The organism is Veillonella dispar (genome assembly GCF_900637515.1).
In the GTDB taxonomy this organism is placed as follows: Bacteria; Bacillota; Negativicutes; order Veillonellales; family Veillonellaceae; genus Veillonella; species Veillonella dispar.
In genome coordinates, this window is sequence record NZ_LR134375.1 from 80,199 (window position 1) to 102,627 (window position 22,429).

Below are 22,429 nucleotides of genomic sequence, written 5' to 3' on the forward strand. Positions count from 1 at the left end.
CTCTTAGAATTTCTAAGTAGGTTGACCCGAGCACATAGGAAATAATTCTCTGACTTAATGGTGACGTACATGAAAATGTACGGCTACAAAAACGACAATGTATCTAATGCATGTCAATGAAATCTTAAGTAAAGATTTTAAGGGCGTACGGTGGATGCCTTGGCGATATCAGCCGAAGAAGGACGCGGTAAGCTGCGATAAGCTACGGAGAGGTGCAAGCAACCTTTGACCCGTAGATTTCCGAATGGGGGAACCCGGCAGTGGTTATGCACTGTCACCCATAGCTTAGACTATGAGGAGGGCACCCGGGGAACTGAAACATCTAATTACCCGGAGGAAAAGTAATCAAACGAGATTTTCTTAGTAGCGGCGAGCGAACGGGAAAGAGGCCAAACCGGAGCGGGCAACCGCACCGGGGTTGAGGACAGTCATCAAGTGTAAATGAGGTAGAAGAATCGAGTTGGAAAGCTCAGCCGCAGAAGGTGAAAGCCCTGTAATCGAAACCTTGCATACATGGGACTGTATCCAGAGTACCACGAGACACGTGAAACCTTGTGGGAAGCAGGGGGGACCACCCTCCAAGCCAAAATACTGATATCGACCGATAGCGCATAGTACCGTGAGGGAAAGGTGAAAAGAACCCCTGGCGGGGAGTGAAAGAGAACCTGAAACCGTATGTCTACAAACAGTCGAAGTCTGTATATATATCAGGACGACGGCGTGCCTATTGAAGAATGAACCGACGAGTTACTGTTGCTAGCGAGGTTAAGTGGAAAACATGGAGCCGCAGCGAAAGCGAGTCTGAACAGGGCGTTCAGTTAGTAATAGTAGACCCGAAACCGTAGTGATCTATCCATGGCCAGGTTGAAGCACAGGTAAAATTGTGTGGAGGACCGAACTCGTGAGCGTTGAAAAGCTTTGGGATGAGTTGTGGATAGGGGTGAAATGCCAATCGAACACGGAGATAGCTGGTTCTCCCCGAAATAGCTTTAGGGCTAGCCTCGAGGTTGAGAGTATAGGCGGTAGAGCACTGATCGGGCTAGGGGCCATACCGGTTACCGAACCTAGTCAAACTACGAATGGCTATACTTATACTCGGGAGTCAGACAGTGAATGATAAGGTCCATTGTCAAGAGGGAAACAGCCCAGAACACCGACTAAGGTCCCAAATGTTACACTAAGTGGCGAAGGATGTGGAATTTCCAAAACAACCAGGATGTTGGCTTAGAAGCAGCCACCATTTAAAGAGTGCGTAATAGCTCACTGGTCGAGAGACTCTGCGCCGAAAATGTCCGGGGCTAAAGTGTAAAACCGAAGTCGTGTCATATGCAGCAATGTATATGGGTAGGGGAGCGTTCTCATCGGGTTGAAGCAGTACCGTAAGGAGTTGTGGACTGATGAGAAGTGAGAATGTCGGTATGAGTAGCGAAAAGAATGGTGAGAATCCATTCCACCGAAAGCCTAAGGGTTCCTGAGCAACGATCGTCGTCTCAGGGTAAGTCGGGACCTAAGCCGAGGCGGAAAAGCGTAGGCGATGGACAACAGGTTGAAATTCCTGTACCGGTGTGAATCGTTTGATCGATGGAGTGACACAGTAAGGTAGGTCAGCACGCGATTGGAAGTGCGTGTTTAAGCATGTAGGTTGAGCTATAGGCAAATCCGTAGCTCTAAAAGCTGAGATGTGATGACGAGTTACTAGCGATAGTAACGAAGTGATTGATCCTACACTGTCGAGAAAAGCTTCTAGGTAGAGACACATCGCCCGTACCAAAACCGACACAGGTAGGCGGGGAGAGAATCCTAAGGTGCGCGGGAAAACCCTCGTTAAGGAACTCGGCAAAATGCCTCCGTAACTTCGGGAAAAGGAGGACTCATGTAGTGTGAAGAGCAGCAACGCTTGGAGCATGAATGAGTGGCACAAGAGAGGCGCAAGCGACTGTTTACCACAAACACAGGTGCCTGCTAAAGCGAAAGCTGATGTATAGGTGCTGACACCTGCCCGGTGCTGGAAGGTTAAGAGGAGGGGTTAGACTTCGGTCGAAGCTCTGAATTGAAGCCCCAGTAAACGGCGGCCGTAACTATAACGGTCCTAAGGTAGCGAAATTCCTTGTCGGGTAAGTTCCGACCCGCACGAAAGGTGTAACGACTTGCGCACTGTCTCAACGAGGGACCCGGTGAAATTGAAGTACCTGTGAAGATGCAGGTTACCCGCGACTGGACAGAAAGACCCCATGGAGCTTTACTGCAACCTAAGATTGAACTTAGTTAATGAATGTACAGGATAGGTGGGAGACTTAGAATCTAGGACGCCAGTTTTAGAGGAGTCGTTGTTGGGATACCACCCTTTCATTAATTGATTTCTAACGGGCCGAGTAACGACCGGCCGGACAGTCTTAGGCGGGCAGTTTGACTGGGGCGGTCGCCTCCTAAAGAGTAACGGAGGCGCCCAAAGGTTCCCTCAGAGCGGACGGAAATCGCTCGAAGAGTGTAAAGGCAGAAGGGAGCTTGACTGCGAGACGGACAGGTCGAGCAGGGACGAAAGTCGGGCTTAGTGATCCGGTGGTGCCGAGTGGAAGGGCCATCGCTCAACGGATAAAAGCTACCCTGGGGATAACAGGCTAATCTCTCCCAAGAGTCCATATCGACGGGGAGGTTTGGCACCTCGATGTCGGCTCATCACATCCTGGGGCTGAAGTAGGTCCCAAGGGTTCGGCTGTTCGCCGATTAAAGTGGTACGTGAGCTGGGTTCAGAACGTCGTGAGACAGTTCGGTCCCTATCCATCGCGGGCGCAAGAAACTTGAAGGGGGCTGCTCCTAGTACGAGAGGACCGGAGTGGACGAACCGCTGGTGTACCAATTATCCTGCCAAGGGTACAGTTGGGTAGCTACGTTCGGGACGGATAAACGCTGAAAGCATCTAAGCGTGAAACCAGCCTTGAGATGAGGTTTCTCATAGCATAAGCTAGTAAGATCCCATGTAGACGACATGGTTGATAGGCCAGGTGTGGAAGAGCCGTGAGGTTTGGAGCTGACTGGTACTAATAGATCGAGGGCTTTACTTAAATAAACATTAAGCGGAAATGTGCAACAAATATATATAACTTCTATGTGGTTTTCAGAGTACAAACTCTGACAGATTCAGTGGCGATGGCTATGAGGATCCACCTGTTCCCATCTCGAACACAGTAGTTAAGCTCATAAACGCCGAAAGTACTTGGCTGGAGACGGCCTGGGAGGATAGGAAGCCGCTGATTAACGAAAAGAAAAAGGTCTACCTAAAGGTAGGCCTTTTTCTTTTTGCTAGTCTTCGACTAGCTAACCCTGCTAGAGACGCCTCCAGCCAAGGTTGTAGAGGTTGTATCTATGTACGTGTCCGTATAGGACGGCATTGGGAAAAGCAGGGCAGTAGAAGATGGAGGAGTGAAACGACGACAGATTCACTGCATCGCTTTCTTCCGAACGTAAGATTTACCAAGCTGCGAAGCAGGGAAGGGAAATCCACAGTGAGGATTGATAGGAAGTCGCGGCTAGTGGTAGTCAAAATCTTACAAAACGGTAACGAGGCACAACGTGCCAATGTTACCAAACCGTAAAGCCGTTGAGTAAGTCCAAATATATGTAAATTAATGATTTTATGTAGATATACTGAGCCAATGAATCGTAAACTATTTGAGTTACTTTAAATTATGTAACCTATTTTAAATCAGAACCACCCGTAAAACGGGTGGTTTGCTCACGGGCTATAAGCCCGTAGTACTAGGCCAGCGTCTAAAGGCGCTGGCTTTCACTGCGTTCAAGCCGCATAGCCATTGACTCGTAACGGTCCCCTTAAAGGGGATATGTATTACTTGCTACCCTTAAAAGGGTCCTCATATTCTTTTACACTAAGTTTATCTTTCATTTGGTCATGTAACTCTTGCTCACGTATATATTTTTTTACGGTAGCTTCATTTAATCCTACCGTACTTACATAATATCCCTCGGACCAAAAGTGTCTATTTCCAAATTTATACTTTAAGTTTGCGTGTTTATCGAACATCATTAGCGCACTTTTACCCTTTAGATATCCCATAAAAGATGAAACTGATATTTTAGGTGGAATTAACACTAGCATATGCACATGATCTGCCATAAGCTCCCCCTCTATAATCTTGACGCCCTTATATTCACATAAACGTCTCAGTATTTCACGTAAGCTATTTCTGTATTGATTATATATAACTTTACGTCTATACTTAGGTGTAAATACTATGTGGTATTTGCATAACCATTTTGTGTGCGCAAGGCTCTGTGTCTTTGTTGCCATATAAAATCACCTTTCTTTTGTATATAATGCGGCTTGAACACCTACATTATACTTAAGCAAGGTGATTTTTTTGTATAACTTTCGTTGCCGCACCCGCATAGCGGGTGGTTTTATGATTCGCGACTACGTCGCGAACCAGTCTAAAGACAATAATATAAACCCCCTATAAGCCACATTATCGTTGCTCATAGGGGTTCTTTTTATACTAAACTAATCTTCACTTGTTTATCTAAAGCAAATGCAATTTTACACATAGTGCTTAAACTTGTATTGGCACCTTTTTCTATACGGGCGATTGTAGACTGTGGAACTCCAGATTTTTTCGCTAAATCACGTTGTGTTAGTCCTGCAGCCTCTCGTGCTTTTAAAACAGCTAAGGCATTTTCTAATTTAGCTTTTTCCTCTAAATAACTTTCTGTTAAAGTAGGATTATTTCTATCTTTCTCAAATATCTTATCTAATGGTTTTAGTGGCATAATATTCCTCCTCAAATTCTTGTTTTATCTGCTTAGCTCTTATTATTTCTTTTATCGGTGTCTTTTGAGTTTTTTTAGTAAATCCATGTGTAATAATATATTGATTATTTTTTATGTGAAAATATAAAGCTCTTTGTATATTCGAAGATATTTTTGATCGTATCTCGTATATTTCAGAATTTAATTTTTTTACCCATTCAAGTTGTATTGCTGGTTGTATGCCTGCTTTTTCAATCATATCAATGGTGGCACGTAGTTTATTTCTATCTTTTGTAGGGAGTGAGTTATAAAATTCTTCAAACTCGTTACGACCATTTGGTCTAGTATAAGATATAAACTTAGGTTTCTCCATCCAAATCCTTCTTTCTTTAATGATAGCATATATGCTATCAACCTTCAATTTTAAATAGTTTTATATACTCTAAATTCTTATCTTTACTATATAGATACGTGAATGGTTTTTGGTAGCTTAAAGAATTAATGGGGATGATTTAACATCTTTGTAATTACTATTCAAGTTCATGTTGATTTGCCTATCTTTTAAGAGCATTCAACTAGAATTTCAAGTTATATCATGTTTATTGATAATACATATATAGTTATATATCTTATATTCACTTATGTGCTTTAAGATACATCATTTCTCAATACATATGTTATACTAAAGTTCAAACTATACTTTAATAGGAGGTTTTATGACTAAAAAAATTGCAGTTCTCGTTAATGAGGATACAATGCAGCGCTGTTCTTGCGGTGGTTGTTTAAAAGCATTTATGAATAAAGCAGATTCCTTTGAGCGTTATGCAGACGAGGATATTGAGTTGGTCGGTTTCACACACAGTGGTGGCGATCTAGCTAAGAAAATTGAGTCTTTCAAGAAAAAAGGTGTTACTACGGTTCATCTTTCTACCTGTACTCGTGGTAAGAATGAAAATTATGAAAGCATCGCAGAGCAGTGTGCCGAGGCGGGCTTTGATGTAGTTGGCTATACCCATGGTGGTGCCGTTTCTAAAGATGGTAAAGAAGCGGTCGTACTTTCAGCTAAACCAGTAACATCAGATCAATAATCGTAACGATGAATCAATAGACAGTAATGACAGATGAATGATTGTTCCATTATTCATTCTATATTTACCATGAAGAGATACTATATACATAGTGTGTAAATCTAGTGTGATAATTTGTTTTATTACTATATGGTTAATCAATTCGAGAGGTTGAGAGAATGAACAAGAAACTTACAGCAGCTACGTTATCTGTAGCTATGGCAGCAACAATGGCGCCTGCTATTATGCAAACAGCACCTGTGAATGCTGCATCTAGTGCGGTACAAACATTGGCTGGTGGCGCTGTTGCCATGGCGTATGTATCTACTGCATTAAATAAAATGGATAACTCCGAACAAGGCCAACAAGAAAGCTTGGCACGTACTAAGGAGAAAACTGGTTACTTAAACGATAGTGCAGCGCAAGCACGTGTACAACGTATCCTGAAAACCTTAGAGGCTTCTCCTAGCGTAAAACGTTCTTATGTTGTCTATGCCAACCCTGATACAGAGTTTAATGCCTTTGCAACGCTTGGTCGCGTTATGTCTGTTAATAAAGGTGCTTTGGATACCCTTGATGATGATCAATTGGCCTATGTAATGGCCCATGAAATTGCTCATGGTGAGCATAAAGACATTATCAATGGTGCTAAAAAGCAAATCGGCCTTTCTACAGCTGTAGGTATTGCGGCTGGTGGTAGCGAAGGGGCCGCGTTATTATCTAACGTAGCTGGTAACTATTTGTCTAATCAAGTATTTACAATGAGCCAAGAAAAAGCAGCCGATGAATTAGGCTTTAAGATTTTAAGCGAATCTCCATATAATGTGGGCGGTGCAGCTGGTTCTATGGCGGTATTGCGCAACAAGGTTGGGGAACACTATCGTGAAGGACTTTCACAAGTAGTGGCACCTAATAACCATCCTAAGTTGTCTGATCGGGTAAATAACAATATTTCCCGCATGTACACATACTCTGGAAACCATGTAAATGTGTCTAAAGGCGCTGTTTATGTAAATGGCGATAATATCTATAGCCCAGCAGGTAGCGGACGTTATACAGGGGAAGAACGTGCGTATTACATGGCTGGTAAATTGGCACGATTGTACCATAACAACCAAATTACGCCAGGTTCTGCATCTTACAGCGGTGGTACTGTAACAGTAGCAGGCCAATCCATCGTATCTACGCCAAACTCTGACGTAGCACTACAAGTGGCGACAAACCTTAATAATGCTTTTGTAAAACCAGCAGGTGCGGCAGTTAATGCTAAAAACCCTGTGAAAGTGAAACAAGAGGAACCTAAAAAGGTAAAACAAGAAAAGGCTAAACCTGTAAAAGCAGAAAAAGCTAAACCGGCTAAAGGTAAAGAAGTAAAACCTGTTACCAAGGCTTCTACAACAAAACATACAGCTAAAGCGACAAAGAATGCAAACACAAATGATCATGGACGCAAATCCATCGACAGATAGTTGAATTATTTAATCGTTTGGTTTTAATGTAGCATACAAGACCGAGTTCAAATGGGCTCGGTCTTTTCTTTATGTACTGATAGGCTTATTTTTATAGTTTTTAGTAGATTTTCTATAGTAAAAGCACTATAATATTAAGTATCTATATATATCAATATATTAGTACTTTATCTTTGTAAAGAATAGAACTGCGGCTGTATGTTGTGGTTTTGTTACTTTTACAGTTAATATAGCCTCTCTATCGAGGCAGTTTCTTTTTTAGAGGAGTTGGATCTGAATGAAACAACCAGAATTGTCGCCGTATATGATGGCTCGAAAGCCATCTGGCATTCGCCTAGGACAAATTAAATTCTTGGAACGTAAGAACCCACCAATTTTGGTGAATGGTTCTATTGGTAATGTAATGCGTCCTATGCATCCCGCCATGCAGCGTCGGTTGTTCGATTTGGGCGGTGTGAATAGCCCGTTCCACACAGGCATTGTACCGTATGTACCAACTACAGGTACCGATGAATGCCGCGAAGCATTCCTTCATATTTTACGCAGCCAAGGCTTTGATACAACAGGACTTAATGTACTTGTAACAGACGGTGCATCCATGGCCATGGAAATTATCATGCTTGGCGTATGTGGTGGTGCTGGTGAAGAGGAACGTCCTCTATTAATGTTCAACCCATCCTATACAAACTATGATGCGGTAGGTCTTCGCATTGGTCGTAAAACAGTTACTGTGGAGCGTCAACTTAATGAAAATGGTGAATTTGAATTGCCATCCGTAGAAACTGTAGAACAACGTATCATCGATACAAAACCAGGTGCGTTGCTCATCATTCCTTACGATAACCCTACAGGTCAATTATTCAGTAAAGAAACATTGATCGAATATACAAAATTATGTGTTAAACATAATTTGTGGATTATCTCTGACGAAGCCTATCGCGAATTGGCTTACGAAAAAGGTAAAGAAACATCTAGTATCTGGGCGTTAACTGATAAGGATGTGCCTGGCATTGAAGGCCGTCGTATCAGCCTTGAAACAGCTAGTAAGGTATGGAACGCTTGTGGCCTACGCATTGGTGCCATCATTACGGATAACAAATTATGCTATGAAAAATCGGTAGCCGAATATACAGCGAACCTTAGTGCTAATACATTAGGTCAATATATCTTTGGTGCTTTGGCTCATGAAAGCCATGCAGAGCTTCATAACTGGTATGAACAACAACGCGATTACTACCGTAAGATGATCTTTGAACTTCACGAAGGTTTCAAAGCAGTCGAACCTGATTTCATCGTATCTCGTCCAGAAGCGTCTATTTACTTTGTTATCGACGTACGGAAGGTAGCGAAACCGGGCTTTGATGGTGTAGAATTTGCCTCTTGGTGTGCTGAACACGGTGCTATTAGTCTTGATGATGGTAAAGAATACACACTCCTCATGGCTCCACTCAATGGTTTCTATAGCGGTAAAAAAGGTGAAGATAATCCAGGCAGAACACAATTACGCGTATCCTTCTGTGAAAACCCAGACCTATTGCGCTTGGCACCTGAATTATTATCTAAACTATTCAGAGCCTATGAAGCACAACGATAGAAGAAGTATAATTCTAATATAATAGATGCCCTCCTGTTGGAGGGCATTTTTAGTTGAACTATTGATTGCCATAATATTGTTAGTAAAATTAATAAAATAATGATAGAATTATGATATAAGGAGGTGTATATATTGATTAATATTAGACCTGTATCAGACTTGCGTAATAAATTTCCTGAAGTTGAAGAAACCGTTATTACAACAAATTCGCCTGTATTTTTAACTAAGAATGGATATGGAACTATGGTGTTAATGAGTATTGAACAATATTCAGCATTAACAGATCCTATTGAGTACGCCTTGGATGAAGCTGATTCTGCAGCAAAAGAAAGTAAAATTCGATACTCTGGTGCCGATGTATTTCGTCGCGTAAGGGAGAGAATCGATGGAGCGGAAATATAAACTTACGATTTTACCATTATTTGAAGAGGAGCTTAATCATATTGTTGATTATATAACTTATGTTCTGCATAATAGAGAAGCCGCTCATCAACTAATTACAGATATTGAGGCTGCTATATACACAAGATTAAGTTGTCCAGAATCTTTTGCCGTATATCCGAGTAAGAAACAACGTGAGTATCCATATTATAAAATTATAGTACGCAACTTTTATATCTTTTATGTAGTAATTGAAGATGTAATGGAGGTTCGTCATATTTACTATAATCGGCGAGATTTACAAAATATATTGAATGATTAAAAATAAAAAAGAGCTATAATCACATGTATTATAGCTCTTTTTCTTTTATCCCTAAGTATAGTGAATAAGGGAGAATTTTATTTTCTGTTTTCATCATAATCGGATCCCTTAGTATTGATTTCGGCAGCGAGTTGCTCGACAGGCACAGAGGTTTCCTCTGTTGTAGGATACGAAGTGTCTTCTAAGTTAAGCGTTTTTAATAATTTATCGATATCATCCGATTGAATGGATACCTCTTTATCATCCGATTGGATGGATACCTCTTTGTTATACCATTCGCCGAACTCACGAATTACTTTTTCGTTACGGCGGAAATAGGTATACTGATCAATCTTGCGAGACTCTACGAGTTCCGCATTTTCTAAGATGCTCATAAATGTAGAGATGGAAGATTGAGATACACCACAGCGCTTTTGAATACTCTTAACACTTACACTGTTAGGGAAATCGATAAGAGTTTTAGTGTGTACTTGTACACCAAATTCTTTCTCTGGTTGCTTTAGCCACAATATAATATCTAACCGATGTGGATTTGATAATGCTTTCAAGATTCTTAACGGGTCCATATGGCCTCCTCTGGTAATTCCAAAATAATGAGTGCCTAACCTTGACCGTGGTCTTGCATTATGCGGTCGTATTATACGCGTGTTGCTCCGTATAGGGTTTTTCCTACTTTTATCATACGCTACTTTTCCTTTGAAAGCTAGATAAACTTATAAATTTCACGAATTGATGAATTTTGTTGCACCTATTTATAACAGAAAGTATGCAATAGTATAAGTATATAATGAGTATATATACATCCTATAGATACATTTATAATATAAAATCGTAAAATATAGAATATATTCATTTTTTTATGGTAATTTTTAAAGGTATTTTAGTTCTTAATAGAGAAATATATATACTATATGAACTTATGTAAGTCTAAGCTTTGATTTAAAGGAGCTGAGTATATGGCAATTGATCGCAATGAAACATTTGACGTTATCGTTGTTGGTGCAGGCCCAGCAGGCTCTGCGGCGGCGTTACGCCTCGCGGAGCAACGGGTAAAGGTTTTACTCATTGAACGCGGTACCGCACCAGGCGCTAAAAATATGATGGGTGGACGTATCTATACGCATTCTTTAGAACGGTTAGTACCGGACTTTAGAGACCGTGCCCCATTGGAACGTAAGGTAACAAAAGAACGCATTTCTATTGGCGCTGGCAATGAAATGACGACTATTGAATACAGCTACGAAGATGGACAACCTAACGAGGAATCCTACGTAGTATTACGCGCCAAATTCGATAAATGGCTCGCTGAAGAGGCTGAGAAAAAAGGGGCTCTTCTCGTATCCAATGTACAGGTAACAGATCTCATTACTGAAGGAGAAGGCAAAAAACAACGCGTTGTAGGCGTTCGGTGCCACGATGATGAAGTGTATGCAAAACTCGTTATCATCGCAGAAGGCTCCAATACATTATTATTGGAAAAGACTGGCCTCACAGCTCCTACAGATCCAAGTACAATGGCAGTAGGTGTAAAAGAGGTATATAAACTTAAGAAAGAAGATCTTGAAAATCGCCTCATGCTGTCTGGTGATGACGGTATGGCATGGCTAACTTTAGGCGATATGACCTCTGGCTTATTAGGCGGTGGTTTTATTTACACAAATAAAGATAGCCTTTCTGTAGGTATGGTTGTAGGCCTTGAAGATATTGGCAAAGCCGATCGTTCTGTAGACGATATGCTGTCAGCTTTCACAAGCCATCCAAGAATTGCACCATTATTGAAAAATGGCCAATTGAAAGAGCATAGTGCTCATCTTGTACCAGAAGGTGGCTATAAATCTATGCCTGAGTTGGGTGGTAATGGGTATGTTATCGTCGGTGATGCGGCACGTATGTGTATGAATCTTGGCTATACTATTCGTGGTATGGACCTTGCCATCGAGTCCGGTATGTGTGCAGCAGATGCGGTTAACGTAGCCTTGCGCGACGAAAATATGGACCGCGTAGCTAAGTTGTATGAACGTCAAATCAAGGCTTCTTGGTTACTGAAAGATTTGAAGCATTACAAGAATATGCCTAAATTCCTTGCTACACATCCGCGTATTTTCAATGAATACCCAGCATTTGTTAACAATTTGATGCGCGACGTATTCACTGTAAACGGTGATGGTGCAGTACCAATGATGAAAAAAATCATGCGCCGTGTCGGAGACATTGGCCTATTTACCTTGATTCGTGATGCTTGGAAAGGGGTGCGTTCTCTATGAAACTAGAAGAGCGTTTGGGCGCCAATAAATATTATGTAGATGAAACGTCTCCTCATATCCTTGTGGATGGCGCTGGTTTTAGCCACGAAGAGAAAATGAAACTCGTAAACGGCTGTCCTGCTGGTCTATATACATTACAAGAGAATGGCGATTTAGCCTTTGATTTCGCTGGTTGCTTAGAGTGTGGTACATGCCGCGTTCTTTGTGGTGAAACAATCGTAAAAACATGGAAATATCCGCGTAACGCTAAGGGCGTAGAATTTAGACAGGGGTGAGTGTATGGAGTTATTAGTATGTATCAAACAGGTTCCAGATACATCTGAGATTAAGCTGGATCCGGAAACAAATAATCTCATCCGCACAGGCTTGCCTAGCATTGTAAACCCTGACGATATGCATGCGTTAGAGGCGGCTCTTGCGGTGAAAGACCAATATGAAGGTAGTCGTGTAACCGTTTTATCCATGGGCCCTCCACAGGCTGAGGCCGCTCTTCGTGAGTGTTTGTCCCTTGGTGCCGATGATGCAGTACTCGTTACAGATCGCGCGTTCGGTGGTGCCGATACATTGGCTACTAGCTATACCATTGCGTCTGCCATCCGTCATATTCAACGGACTATGAACCGTCAATTCCAAATTATCTTCTGCGGTAAGCAGGCTATCGATGGCGATACGGCACAAGTAGGTCCTCAAATTGCAGAGGAACTCGGTATGGCACAAGCTACCTATGCCTGTGAACTATCCGTTGATCAAGGTGCGCAAAAAGCAGTTGTGAAACGACAACATGAAAATGGCTATGAAATCGTAGAGGTTCCGTTGCCGTTGCTTGTAACAGCTACAGCTGAGCTCAACGAGCCGCGCCAACCAGGTCTTTGGAGCTCTATTTATGCAAAACGTTATACCATTTCTCATATTACATTGCGTGATATGTCGCATATTGATGAAAGCCGTATCGGTCTTAACGGCTCCCCTACGCGGGTGCGCAAGGTATACCAACCACCTCTTCGTGGCAAGGTAGAAATGTTGCCATCCATCGAGGAAGGGGCTAAAAAGGTTCTTGAATTGGCTTATCATATTAAGCCTGAAAAATTTGCTCATTTATTGGTGCCAAATGATGCACCTGTTGATGTAGTTGAGGATAATGATGAGGGCGTAGATGTAAAAGATCCTGTACAACGGGCTGCATCTGTTGAAAGCGTGTCCCCTAGTGAGTTTAAGGCGGTAGCAGCTGCTAAAGGTGATGAAGGTTCTAAAGGAGGTGACCGGTAATGGCCGTAACAAATTTTGATGAATATAGAGACGTCTTTGTTGTAGCCGATACCATCGATGACGTGGTACATCCGGTTACGTATGAACTAATCGGTCAAGCTCGCCGCATTGCTAAGGAATTGGGCCAGCTAGTTCAAGTTATGCTCCTTGGTGAGCATGTTCAAACTGAAGCAGAGGAACTGGTAGCACATGGTGCTGATATTGTTCACGTTTTTGAAAGTCCCCTTTTGAAATACTACACAACGGATGGCTACACTAAGGTGTTAACAGACTTCTTTGAAGATCATAAGCCTAATATCCTCTTAATTGGTGCCACTAACAATGGCCGTGACTTGGCGCCTCGCATGTCTGGTCGTATGCAAAACGGCGTTGTTGCGGACTGTACAATCTTGACAGTAGATACAAATGAAGGCCTTGTTGAATGGACACGTCCTGCCTTGGGCGGCAATATTTTGGCGGAAATCATTTCTCCAAACCATCGTCCTCAAATGGGCTCTGTCCGTCCTAACGTATTTAAAAAACCTGAACGCATCGCAGATAGCTGGGGTCGTATCCAAATTGAACAATTTGACCTCAAGCCTGAAGACATTCGCATGAAGCGTCTCGACTTCATTCCGTTCAGCAAAGATGGCTACAATATCCAAGAAGCAGATATTATCGTAGCTGGTGGCCGTGGCATGGGTTCTAAAGAAAACTTTGATAAGCTTTATGAACTAGCCGATGCTATCGGTGGTGTTGTAGGGGCTACACGCCCACTTGTGGAAAAAGGCTGGATTGAATTGCCATATCAAGTAGGTCAAACAGGTAAAACTGTAAGCCCTAAACTATACTTGGCATTTGGTATCTCCGGTGCTATCCAACACGTGAGCGGCATCTCCGGTGCAGACACAATCGTGGCTATTAACAACGATCCAAACGCAGAAATCTTCCAGCACGCTAACTATGGCATCGTGGGGGATTGCATGGAAGTGTTAAATGATATGTTGGCGCATCTGAAATAAAAGCTAGCGTATTTGAGCTCTACTAATCAAATTAAATAAAACATAGGGATACCTATCCTCAGCCTTCATGGGTACGCGTAGCGCCCAAGGCGGCTTCGAATAGGTATCCCTATTTATTTTCTAACTGTGGTAGAGCTCAAATATTTTTGTCTTACATACAGATGCGCCAGCATATCATTTTGAGAAAAAAGAGGATGGGAAGTGTAGTGCCTGAGGCGGCTTCGAATAGGTATCCCTATTTATTTTCTAGCTGTAGTAGAGGGCTCAATTATTACCTGCATCAACTTATGTATACACTGTTTTTATAGATTATAGGGGGTAGGGTAGCGTTTTTTTATTTTCATAATGGTATAATGAACTTGATAGAATAAAACGGATTGATGATGAGGAGGCTTTTATGGCTCGTAATATTTTTGTCACTGGTGCAACGTCTGGTATTGGTCTTTGTATTGCTGAGACTTATGCAAAGCATGGCGATAATGTGTTGATTTCTGGTCGTCGTGCTGAGTTATTGGGCGAGGTACAGGCTCGTTTGTCTAAGGAATATGGCGTGCGTGTTGAGACGTTAGTTCTTGATGTGCGTAGTCGCGAGGATGTTGAAAGTAAGGTTCCTGCTGCTATTGAGGCTTTTGGTGGCGTCGATGTGCTCGTAAATAATGCGGGGCTTGCACAAGGGCTTGATCCTTTCCAAGATAGTGCCGTTGATGATGCGGTGACTATGATTGATACCAATGTGAAAGGCCTTTTATATGTAACAAAAGCAGTACTACCTTTTATGATTGATAAAAATGAAGGTCATATTGTAAATATGGGCTCTACGGCAGGCATTTATGCATATCCAGGTGGTGCTGTTTACTGCGCCACAAAGGCAGCTGTTAAGACATTAAGTGATGGCATTCGTATGGATACTATAGCTACAGATATTAAGGTTACCACCATTCAACCAGGCATCGTAGAAACTCCATTTAGTGAAGTACGCTTCCACGGTGATGCGGAACGAGCTAAATCTGTGTACGCTGGTATCGATGCCATCCAACCAGAGGATGTGGCCGATGTTGTACTATATGTAACGAACCAACCTAAACGCTTGCAAATCTCTGATGTGACAATCATGGCAAACCAACAAGCGGCAGGCTTTATGGTACATAAGAAATAGCTTAATACTTGATAGTTTGGGTAAAAGTAACTAGTCATATCATAGTTGATAAATGATTTTATTTACCTATATTAATAAAAACCGATATATGATGAATATTACTTGAATTCCCCAATTATTTAGGATATACTTATTAAGCGTATTTTAATAAATATAATTTTGCAAAATGTATTTTGTGGAGTATATTATTATGACCTCAATACTAAAGAAATCTTTTTTGATGGCGTTAGCTTGCATCTGTATAGGTACCTATGGAGTTGTTAAGGGTCAAGATGCTATGGATGCACAAACTAAAGTTTCTGGCCCCTTAGAAATGTCTGTTGAAGCAGCTGTTCCTGGCGTTGTTATGCCAAGTCCTGTACATGTATTTACCACTGTAGAAGCAGCGTCTGAATATATAGGGTTTAGACCTCAGATGCCAAAGCTATTGCCTGTAGGATTTAATATTCAATCTGTTATCACTTTAGAGAAAGATATTTTACAAGTTGTGTACGTGTATGAACCCGGTATAGATCCGTACGTAAATAAAGCCGGTGGTGCTCTTATTTTTTATCGTACATCTACTAAATTAAAAGGTGATATCAGCGATGACCATAAGATTCATAAGGTTATAGAAACTGAAAGTGTAGATGGTACGAAGGTTACTTTCAAAGGTGGTAAGAAAATGGTTTATCTTGCATCGTGGATGAAAGATGGACAAAATCACTCTTTAGAATTTCAGCGTCCCGTTACACGAGATGTGGCGAAGGCTATTATCCATAATATTGTTGAGGAAAAATCACATACAAAATAAATGTGTTTTTAATAATTTTTTTATTGACCGAAGGGAGATTATACTCATGGTTAAAAAATTTGTATTAATGGCAGTTGCATGTGCTTGTGTAGGTTCTTACACTGTTGCTGGTGCGCAAGGTACTTTTGATGTAAAGCCAGATCCAGCTAAACCTGTAGTTGCAGAACAGGCAGCGCCAATGGTTGGTATGCCAAGCCCAATTCATGAATTCGCTACTATTAATGAAGCTGCTAAATACATGAATATTATGCCTCATCTACCTAAAGTATTACCTGTAGGCTATAATATTGAGTCTGTAAGCACAATCAATAAAGATGTTTTGCAAGTTGTGTATGTTTACCAAGCTGGCGAAGATTCTACTCGCAATCAAGCAGCAGGCAAACGTATTGTGTATCGCGTAGGTACTACAAAAGGTGATATCAGTGGTAATCATAAGGATTATCGCGTTACAGCTACAGAAAAAGTAAACGGTACAAAGGTTACTTTCAAAGGTGGCGAAAAAATGGTATACCTCGCTGGTTGGATAAAAGATGGTCAAAACCATGCGATGTACTTTGAACGCCCTGTAAATCGCGACATGGCAAAAGCGATCATTGCTAATACTGTAGCACCTACAGCACATACAGCATATACAAAATAATATAACAGTCCAGCCTAGTGGGATAGGCATGCGAGCTGTGGTGAAGCACTCGCATGGACACTGTAAGGGTTATATAAGAAGCGGCTCCTCTCACGAGGGGCCGTTTTAGTTTTGGTATACAAAACTTTCATAATGATAACGATTCTAAATACCCGCATGGGTATATCTATCTAAGCATTACATTGATAGAATATAAATATAGCTATTTTGTGATAAAGAAGGCAGGTGATGTATTGTATCGATTAATACTACAGCGTTTGGCGAGTATTGTAGGTATTTTATTGGTAGTTACTATCGGTACATTTGTATTGATAAAATTATCTCCTATCGATCCGGTGTCGATGAAGTTTAATCTTGTAGGGGCTACACCAGATCCAGTTGTAGTTGCACAGATACGAGAGCAGTTAGGGCTCAATGACCCTTGGTGGCAACAATACCTACGTTGGTTAGGTCAAATTGTACAAGGGGACTTTGGTGAGTCTATTCTGTATGCTTTACCAGTAGCGACCATTCTTGGTGGCGCCTTGCCTAATACCTTGGGGTTAGTATCCTTAGCTCTTGTTATGGGGATTGCAGTAACAATACCTCTTGGTATAGTATCTGCAAAATATCAGGATTCTTGGATCGATCATGGTATACGTCTAGTAACGTTCTTGGCCTTAGCTATTCCTGGGTTCTGGGTCGGTTTATTATTACTGTACTTATTCGGTGTTAAATTACAGCTAGTGTCGGTAACGAATACCAATGGCTTTTCTGCCTATGTATTGCCCGCGGTAACCCTTGCTTTATGGATATGTGGCCTCTATATTCGTCGATTGCGCAATGCTATTTTAGAAGTGTCGCGACAGCCCTTTGTAGAGGGGGCGCGAGCATTAGGCTTGCCAGAATGGATGGTCTACACCCGTTACATATTCCCTCATGTGGGACTTATGTTATTGCCCATGATGGGGGTAACGATGGGTGCCATGCTAGGTGGGTCTGCCGTTATTGAAACGGTATTCTCCATAAAAGGTATTGGTTACATGATGGTACAAGGCATTATGGCTCGCGATTATGTTTTGATGCAAGGCTATATTATTTGGATTACTATGGTGTTCATCGTAATTAATATTATCATTGATGTATTGAGTGTTTGGCTGAATCCGAAGCGAAGAGCCGCCATAAAAGGAGGCTCTTATGAATAGACAAAAGCCCTATACTTTATACGTTATGTTAGTATTAGCAGCTCTATGGATCGCATTTTTCTTATGCGCTCCCTATATAGCACCATTTGATCCTGAAACGACGAATATCGCGGACCGCTTACAAGATATTAGTAGTACCCATCTATTAGGTACTGACCAACTCGGTCGTGATGTGTGGTCTCGTATTTTGTACGGTGGTAAAGCCTCTTTAGGGATTGCTTTCAACATCATTGGCATTAGTGGGGCCATCGGTATCGCTATTGGTGGGTTAGCAGGATTCTCTACACCTAGCATTGACCGTTGGTTATCTCGCTTGATTGATTTGGTACTAGGGTTTCCGAACATGGTGATTGCCATTGCTTTCATCGGTATTATGGGACCTAGCATAACGAATGTAATCATTTCCTTGTGCATTACGAAATGGGCGGAATATGCCCGTATCACTAGAGGCCTCGTACAGATTGAACGCCACGCGGAGTATATTACCTTTGCTCGTATGTCAGGTGCTTCAAATCTACGAATTCTGTGGCGCTATATTCTGCCGAATGTATTGCCACCGTTGGTGATTGTTATTATTCAACATCTAGGTGATGCCATCATTTTGGTAGCCAGTTTCTCGCTCATAGGCATCGGTGTGCAACCGCCAGATCCGGAGTGGGGCGCTATCTTGTTGAGCTCCCGAGATTTTCTACAAACGGCGCCGTGGCTGCTAATTTACCCGGGGCTCGCTATTTTTATTACTGTTGTTTTATTTAACTATATTGGTGATGCGTTGCGCGATGCCCTCGATGTATCTCGTTAACCGTGCTGTGTATAGATTTTTTATGGTGAAAGCCTCGACGAGGCAATGTATTTTAAAGGAGATATTATGAAACGTTGGTTATTAGCATGTCTGACTATGCTGTGCATGGTAGCTCTCTTGGTAGGTTGCGGAAGTGATACCGCTAAACAAGGCAAACAAGGGAAGCATATGAATGTTGGTTTGTATTGGTTTGGTGAAACATTAGACCCAACTCACGAGTGGGATGCGTGGACATTGACGCGTATCGGCGCTGGTGAAACCTTGGCAACGGTAACACCAGATATGAAATTTACTCCACAATTAGCAGACTCTTGGGAAAATGTGGACCCTACAACATGGAAATTCCACATCCGTGAAAATGTTAAATTCCACAATGGCACTCCAATGACGCCACAAAAGGTAAAAGAGTCCATCGAGTACACAATGAAACAAAGTGCTCGTTCTGCAAAAGCTGTTAAGATTGAATCTATCGCAGTAGATGGTCAAAACTTGATTATTAAAACAACAGAGCCTAATGGTTCCTTGTTATCTAGCTTAACTGAACCAGCTTTCGTTATCATGGACACTGCAGATCTTAAAGATGTAGCATCTAAACCAGTTCTTACCGGTCCTTACAAAATCACTACTTTCAAAAAAGGTGAAACTATTGAACTCGTTGCCTTTGCAGATTACTGGGGTGGCAAACCAGGTCTTGATTCCGTAACTGTAAAAGACATTGAAGACAACAATAAACGCGCTATGGCGTTGCAATCTAAAGACGTAGACGTAATTCAAAAAGTGGACTCTGCTAACCGCAGCTTGTTCAAAGACGGTTTCAATATTCAAGACGTTGCTGGCGTTCGTGTGTTTATGTTGAAAGCAAACCACACAGAAGCATCTCCATTGCATGATAAAGCTGTACGTTCCGCTATTGCTCATATCATTAACTATGATTCTATGGCTAAAATCATCGGCAATGGCTCTACACCAGGGGCGGCACCATTCCCGCCATCTGCCAACTTAGGCTATGATGCGATTGCTAATAAACCGATGACAGATGTAGCAAAAGCTGACCAAATCTTGACTCAAGCTGGTTACGCTAAAAATGCAAACGGCATGTATGCAAAAGATGGCAAAGAATTAGCGATTACCATTGCTATTTGGGGTAAAGACACAAGCTTATACGAAGAAATCCAACAAGAATTGAAAAAAGCGGGTATTGCTGTAACTCTTAAGAAATTACAAAGCCCTGATGAAGTAGATACACTTGGTACAGATGGTTTTGATTTGGTAGAACGCAATGTAGTGACTATGTCTACAAACGATCCTTACTGGTTCCTCAGCTTATTCTACAAAACTGGTGCGAAAGCAAACATTGGCGGCTACACTAATTCTCAAGTAGATGCGTTAATCGACCAATTGTCTGTAACATTTGATCAAAACGAACGCTCTAATATTGCAAAACAAGCGCAACAAATCTTAGTTGATGACGTGGCAGATATCTACTTGTTATATCCAAGTGCAACAGTTGTATCTACTACAAAAGTTAAAAATGTACCAGTACATCCTATCGATTACTACTTATTAACAAAGGATTCTACTATTGAATAAATCTGATTGTATCGTATTTGATAAGGTTACAATTTCATATGGTGCGGAGCAAGCGGTACGCGATGTATCCTTCTCCGTGCCCAATGGTGAGGTCTTTGCTATCGTTGGTGAAAGCGGATCTGGTAAATCTACGTTAGTTCGTGCCGCCTTTGGCATGTTGAAACAAGCTACCATTAGCGGCCAAATTTTGCTAAACGGAACCGATGTTTCTACATTGAGTGATGGTGATTGGCGACAATTGCGGGGCACGAAGATTTCTATGATCTTTCAAAATCCCAGCGCCTATCTAAATCCAAATCGCACCGTAGAAAATCACTTCAAAGATTTATTCCGTGCTCATGATGAAAGCTATGATGTAAGCCGCGTTATAGATATGCTTAATCTTGTTCACTTAACTGACGGAGAGCGTATCTTGCAGTCCTATCCATTCCAATTGAGCGGTGGTATGCAACAGCGACTAGCTATAGCCTTAAGTCTTATCTTAAAGCCTAGCATCGTATTTGCCGACGAACCAACTAGTGCCTTAGATATGCTCGTGCAAGCCTCTGTATTAGATCTTATGAAAGAGGTAACACAAGCTCTTGGAGCAACGGTGATTATTGTAACCCATAATATCAAGGCGGCGGCGCGCATTGCCAATAGTATTGGCGTTATGAATAAGGGACAGCTCGTTGAAGTAGGCTCCACCGAAGAGGTTATGGCATTCCCAAAAGATGAGTATACTCGTATTTTGTTAGATTCTGTAATGAAAGTGGTGTAGTATGATTCAACTCGAGAATATCTGTAAACAATATACAAACCACAATCATACGGTTCGTGCTGTTGATGATGTATCTTTTTCTGTAGCGGAGAATGAACGGGTAGGTATTGCTGGTGGTAGTGGCTCTGGTAAAAGTACATTGCTTAGGATAATTGCCCTGCTAGAAAAACCTACATCTGGCACCTTGCGACTCTTTGGTGAGGATATCCATTCCATTCAAAATCATACAGAAATATATCGCTCTATGCAGATGATGTTCCAAAATCCCTTGGCGGTGATTCCGCCTAGAATGAACTTAGAAGCATTTCTCTTAGAGCCGTATATCAACTATGGGCTTATGGATGTGGCGTCAACAAAGGACGATATCCGTAAATGGATGCAACGAGTAGACTTGCCAGAAAATACGGTGTATAAATACCCTCACGAAGTCAGCGGTGGTCAGCTACAACGTGTCGTATTGGCACGGATCATGTTGATGAACCCCAAGCTAGTACTCTTTGACGAACCTACATCAGCCCTTGATGCGGTGAATCAAAAACTAGTATTAGACCTATTACAAAAACTCCATTCGGAACAACCCTTCGGCTACGTATTCGTCAGCCATGACATCGGACTATTACAAGCCGTAACAGACCGAATCATCGTTATGAAAGATGGGCAAATTGTAGAGACTATCGAATCAAAACGACTTAAAGAAGCGGTACACCCATATACAAAATCACTTGTGGAAGCGAGTGTGTGAAAAGAGCCCCTATGCTTTGGCATAGGGGCTCTTAATTATCTTTCATAATCCTCCCTTACGATAAAAGAAATCATATATTTTTTTTCAGAAAGAGGGGTTAATTATGACAGCAGTAAAGCATGAATGGCGCAAGCACGAAAAGGAATTGTATTGTCCGAAGCAGCAGGCGGTGCAGGTTACGGTGCCGAGCATGAAGTTCCTTGTGCTGGAGGCGCTTTGGAAGCAGATCGAGCATACGGAGCAGTTTGATAAGAATAATCTGCAATATCGGGTGATGATCAGACAACCTGATTTTGTGACTCCTGACGTGTTGGAGGTGGCCATTATGAATGTATCCAAGAAAAAATCGTTGTCTCGATTTAAGGATGTGCGGCTCGAATCAATTGAGGATGGGGATTGCGTGCAGATATTGCATGTCGGGCCTTATGATGATGAACCGGAATCGTTTATGAAAGTAGATGAATTCTGCGCTGCTCATAATTTACAACGTGCTAACGACGAGTGGCATCGGGAAATCTACTTGTCTGATGCGCGAAAGGTGGAGCCCGCTAAATTGAAAACTGTACTGCGTGTGCAAGTTAAATCAATGCAGTTTTAAAAATTTAATAGTGGATAAATTCTTGAGCCTTCTGTGTTA

General features: G+C 41.8%; 22 protein-coding genes and 2 rRNA genes. 20 read left to right on the top strand and 4 right to left on the bottom strand.

Translation table 11 applies throughout. The annotated features are described in order from the left end of the window. The first annotated feature begins 127 nt into the window (after positions 1–127). A 23S ribosomal RNA gene (locus tag EL171_RS00235) occupies positions 128–3,062 on the top strand. A gap of 75 nt (positions 3,063–3,137) precedes the next feature. Next, positions 3,138–3,254, top strand: a 5S ribosomal RNA gene (gene rrf / locus EL171_RS00240). A 590-nt stretch (positions 3,255–3,844) separates the two neighbouring features. Here rrf and tnpA read toward each other — a convergent pair. The 3 genes from tnpA to EL171_RS00255 form a co-directional block, all read right to left on the bottom strand. Next, positions 3,845–4,306: an IS200/IS605 family transposase gene (gene tnpA / locus EL171_RS00245; protein WP_005380067.1), complete on the bottom strand. Its 462-nt coding sequence runs from the start codon at positions 4,304–4,306 to the stop codon at positions 3,845–3,847. 200 nt (positions 4,307–4,506) lie between these two features. After that, positions 4,507–4,782, bottom strand: a complete 276-nt coding sequence (locus EL171_RS00250) for a helix-turn-helix domain-containing protein (RefSeq protein WP_005387364.1) — start codon at positions 4,780–4,782, stop codon at positions 4,507–4,509. Further along, positions 4,760–5,134, bottom strand: a complete 375-nt coding sequence (locus EL171_RS00255; protein WP_039969462.1) for a type II toxin-antitoxin system RelE/ParE family toxin — start codon at positions 5,132–5,134, stop codon at positions 4,760–4,762. The genes EL171_RS00250 and EL171_RS00255 overlap by 23 nt, the downstream gene beginning before the upstream one ends. 343 nt (positions 5,135–5,477) lie before the next feature. Here EL171_RS00255 and EL171_RS00260 point away from each other — a divergent pair, with 343 nt between their 5' ends. From EL171_RS00260 to EL171_RS00280, 5 genes are all read left to right on the top strand, one after another. Next, entirely contained in the window at positions 5,478–5,849 is a 372-nt protein-coding gene (locus EL171_RS00260; protein ID WP_005387366.1) for a CGGC domain-containing protein, read from the top strand. 158 nt (positions 5,850–6,007) lie between these two features. Further along, entirely contained in the window at positions 6,008–7,297 is a 1,290-nt protein-coding gene (locus EL171_RS00265) for a M48 family metallopeptidase (RefSeq protein WP_005387367.1), read from the top strand. Positions 7,298–7,574: 277 nt separating this feature from the next. Continuing rightward, positions 7,575–8,891, top strand: a complete 1,317-nt coding sequence (locus EL171_RS00270; protein ID WP_005387369.1) for a pyridoxal phosphate-dependent aminotransferase — start codon at positions 7,575–7,577, stop codon at positions 8,889–8,891. Positions 8,892–9,014: 123 nt separating this feature from the next. Beyond that, a complete protein-coding gene (locus tag EL171_RS00275) occupies positions 9,015–9,293 on the top strand; it encodes a type II toxin-antitoxin system Phd/YefM family antitoxin (protein WP_005387370.1) in 279 nt (92 codons plus the stop codon). After that, the gene (locus EL171_RS00280) at positions 9,277–9,594 is read left to right on the top strand and encodes a type II toxin-antitoxin system RelE/ParE family toxin (protein ID WP_005387372.1); all 318 of its coding nucleotides are present in this window, start codon (positions 9,277–9,279) and stop codon (positions 9,592–9,594) included. The genes EL171_RS00275 and EL171_RS00280 overlap by 17 nt, the downstream gene beginning before the upstream one ends. A 77-nt stretch (positions 9,595–9,671) precedes the next feature. Here EL171_RS00280 and EL171_RS00285 read toward each other — a convergent pair whose 3' ends face one another. Then, positions 9,672–10,160, bottom strand: coding sequence for an ArsR/SmtB family transcription factor (locus EL171_RS00285; protein WP_005387374.1), 489 nt, complete (start codon positions 10,158–10,160; stop codon positions 9,672–9,674). A gap of 390 nt (positions 10,161–10,550) precedes the next feature. On the opposite strand from EL171_RS00285, the gene EL171_RS00290 reads away from it, so the two are divergent. The 13 genes from EL171_RS00290 to EL171_RS00350 all read left to right on the top strand — a co-directional run bounded on the left by EL171_RS00290 (position 10,551) and on the right by EL171_RS00350 (position 22,390). Next, positions 10,551–11,858, top strand: a complete 1,308-nt coding sequence (locus EL171_RS00290; RefSeq protein ID WP_005387376.1) for an FAD-dependent oxidoreductase — start codon at positions 10,551–10,553, stop codon at positions 11,856–11,858. Then, positions 11,855–12,133, top strand: a complete 279-nt coding sequence (locus EL171_RS00295) for a ferredoxin family protein (RefSeq protein WP_005387378.1) — start codon at positions 11,855–11,857, stop codon at positions 12,131–12,133. Before EL171_RS00290 ends, EL171_RS00295 begins: the two co-directional genes overlap by 4 nt. Positions 12,134–12,137: 4 nt before the next feature. Continuing rightward, positions 12,138–13,124 carry an electron transfer flavoprotein subunit beta/FixA family protein gene (locus tag EL171_RS00300; RefSeq protein ID WP_005387380.1) on the top strand — a complete coding sequence of 329 codons (987 nt, stop codon included), beginning with the start codon at positions 12,138–12,140 and terminating at the stop codon, positions 13,122–13,124. Then, positions 13,124–14,125 (top strand): electron transfer flavoprotein subunit alpha/FixB family protein, encoded by a 1,002-nt coding sequence (locus EL171_RS00305; protein ID WP_005387381.1) that lies wholly within the window; start codon positions 13,124–13,126, stop codon positions 14,123–14,125. Before EL171_RS00300 ends, EL171_RS00305 begins: the two co-directional genes overlap by 1 nt. 397 nt (positions 14,126–14,522) lie before the next feature. Then, entirely contained in the window at positions 14,523–15,281 is a 759-nt protein-coding gene (locus EL171_RS00310) for an SDR family NAD(P)-dependent oxidoreductase (RefSeq protein WP_005387383.1), read from the top strand. Between the two features lie 190 nt (positions 15,282–15,471). Beyond that, entirely contained in the window at positions 15,472–16,074 is a 603-nt protein-coding gene (locus EL171_RS00315; RefSeq protein ID WP_039969467.1) for a hypothetical protein, read from the top strand. A 46-nt stretch (positions 16,075–16,120) separates the two neighbouring features. After that, a complete protein-coding gene (locus tag EL171_RS00320; protein WP_039969470.1) occupies positions 16,121–16,714 on the top strand; it encodes a hypothetical protein in 594 nt (197 codons plus the stop codon). Between the two features lie 233 nt (positions 16,715–16,947). Continuing rightward, the gene (locus EL171_RS00325) at positions 16,948–17,898 is read left to right on the top strand and encodes an ABC transporter permease (protein ID WP_039969471.1); all 951 of its coding nucleotides are present in this window, start codon (positions 16,948–16,950) and stop codon (positions 17,896–17,898) included. After that, positions 17,891–18,700: an ABC transporter permease gene (locus EL171_RS00330; protein ID WP_005387390.1), complete on the top strand. Its 810-nt coding sequence runs from the start codon at positions 17,891–17,893 to the stop codon at positions 18,698–18,700. The genes EL171_RS00325 and EL171_RS00330 overlap by 8 nt, the downstream gene beginning before the upstream one ends. A 66-nt stretch (positions 18,701–18,766) precedes the next feature. Next, positions 18,767–20,290, top strand: coding sequence for an ABC transporter substrate-binding protein (locus EL171_RS00335; RefSeq protein ID WP_126413431.1), 1,524 nt, complete (start codon positions 18,767–18,769; stop codon positions 20,288–20,290). After that, positions 20,283–21,050, top strand: a complete 768-nt coding sequence (locus tag EL171_RS00340; RefSeq protein ID WP_005387394.1) for an ABC transporter ATP-binding protein — start codon at positions 20,283–20,285, stop codon at positions 21,048–21,050. Before EL171_RS00335 ends, EL171_RS00340 begins: the two co-directional genes overlap by 8 nt. 1 nt (position 21,051) lies before the next feature. Next, the gene (locus EL171_RS00345) at positions 21,052–21,792 is read left to right on the top strand and encodes an ABC transporter ATP-binding protein (protein WP_005387396.1); all 741 of its coding nucleotides are present in this window, start codon (positions 21,052–21,054) and stop codon (positions 21,790–21,792) included. 103 nt (positions 21,793–21,895) lie between these two features. Next, positions 21,896–22,390 carry a GyrI-like domain-containing protein gene (locus tag EL171_RS00350; RefSeq protein WP_005387397.1) on the top strand — a complete coding sequence of 165 codons (495 nt, stop codon included), beginning with the start codon at positions 21,896–21,898 and terminating at the stop codon, positions 22,388–22,390. The last annotated feature ends 39 nt before the right edge of the window (positions 22,391–22,429 follow it).

Coding starts and splice junctions, on each gene's coding strand:
- tnpA (WP_005380067.1), bottom strand. CDS start 4,306: ATGGCAACAAAGACACAGAGCCTTGCGCACACAAAATGGTTATGCAAA.
- EL171_RS00250 (WP_005387364.1), bottom strand. CDS start 4,782: ATGCCACTAAAACCATTAGATAAGATATTTGAGAAAGATAGAAATAAT.
- EL171_RS00255 (WP_039969462.1), bottom strand. CDS start 5,134: ATGGAGAAACCTAAGTTTATATCTTATACTAGACCAAATGGTCGTAAC.
- EL171_RS00260 (WP_005387366.1), top strand. CDS start 5,478: ATGACTAAAAAAATTGCAGTTCTCGTTAATGAGGATACAATGCAGCGC.
- EL171_RS00265 (WP_005387367.1), top strand. CDS start 6,008: ATGAACAAGAAACTTACAGCAGCTACGTTATCTGTAGCTATGGCAGCA.
- EL171_RS00270 (WP_005387369.1), top strand. CDS start 7,575: ATGAAACAACCAGAATTGTCGCCGTATATGATGGCTCGAAAGCCATCT.
- EL171_RS00280 (WP_005387372.1), top strand. CDS start 9,277: ATGGAGCGGAAATATAAACTTACGATTTTACCATTATTTGAAGAGGAG.
- EL171_RS00285 (WP_005387374.1), bottom strand. CDS start 10,160: ATGGACCCGTTAAGAATCTTGAAAGCATTATCAAATCCACATCGGTTA.
- EL171_RS00290 (WP_005387376.1), top strand. CDS start 10,551: ATGGCAATTGATCGCAATGAAACATTTGACGTTATCGTTGTTGGTGCA.
- EL171_RS00295 (WP_005387378.1), top strand. CDS start 11,855: ATGAAACTAGAAGAGCGTTTGGGCGCCAATAAATATTATGTAGATGAA.
- EL171_RS00300 (WP_005387380.1), top strand. CDS start 12,138: ATGGAGTTATTAGTATGTATCAAACAGGTTCCAGATACATCTGAGATT.
- EL171_RS00305 (WP_005387381.1), top strand. CDS start 13,124: ATGGCCGTAACAAATTTTGATGAATATAGAGACGTCTTTGTTGTAGCC.
- EL171_RS00310 (WP_005387383.1), top strand. CDS start 14,523: ATGGCTCGTAATATTTTTGTCACTGGTGCAACGTCTGGTATTGGTCTT.
- EL171_RS00315 (WP_039969467.1), top strand. CDS start 15,472: ATGACCTCAATACTAAAGAAATCTTTTTTGATGGCGTTAGCTTGCATC.
- EL171_RS00320 (WP_039969470.1), top strand. CDS start 16,121: ATGGTTAAAAAATTTGTATTAATGGCAGTTGCATGTGCTTGTGTAGGT.
- EL171_RS00330 (WP_005387390.1), top strand. CDS start 17,891: ATGAATAGACAAAAGCCCTATACTTTATACGTTATGTTAGTATTAGCA.
- EL171_RS00335 (WP_126413431.1), top strand. CDS start 18,767: ATGAAACGTTGGTTATTAGCATGTCTGACTATGCTGTGCATGGTAGCT.
- EL171_RS00345 (WP_005387396.1), top strand. CDS start 21,052: ATGATTCAACTCGAGAATATCTGTAAACAATATACAAACCACAATCAT.
- EL171_RS00350 (WP_005387397.1), top strand. CDS start 21,896: ATGACAGCAGTAAAGCATGAATGGCGCAAGCACGAAAAGGAATTGTAT.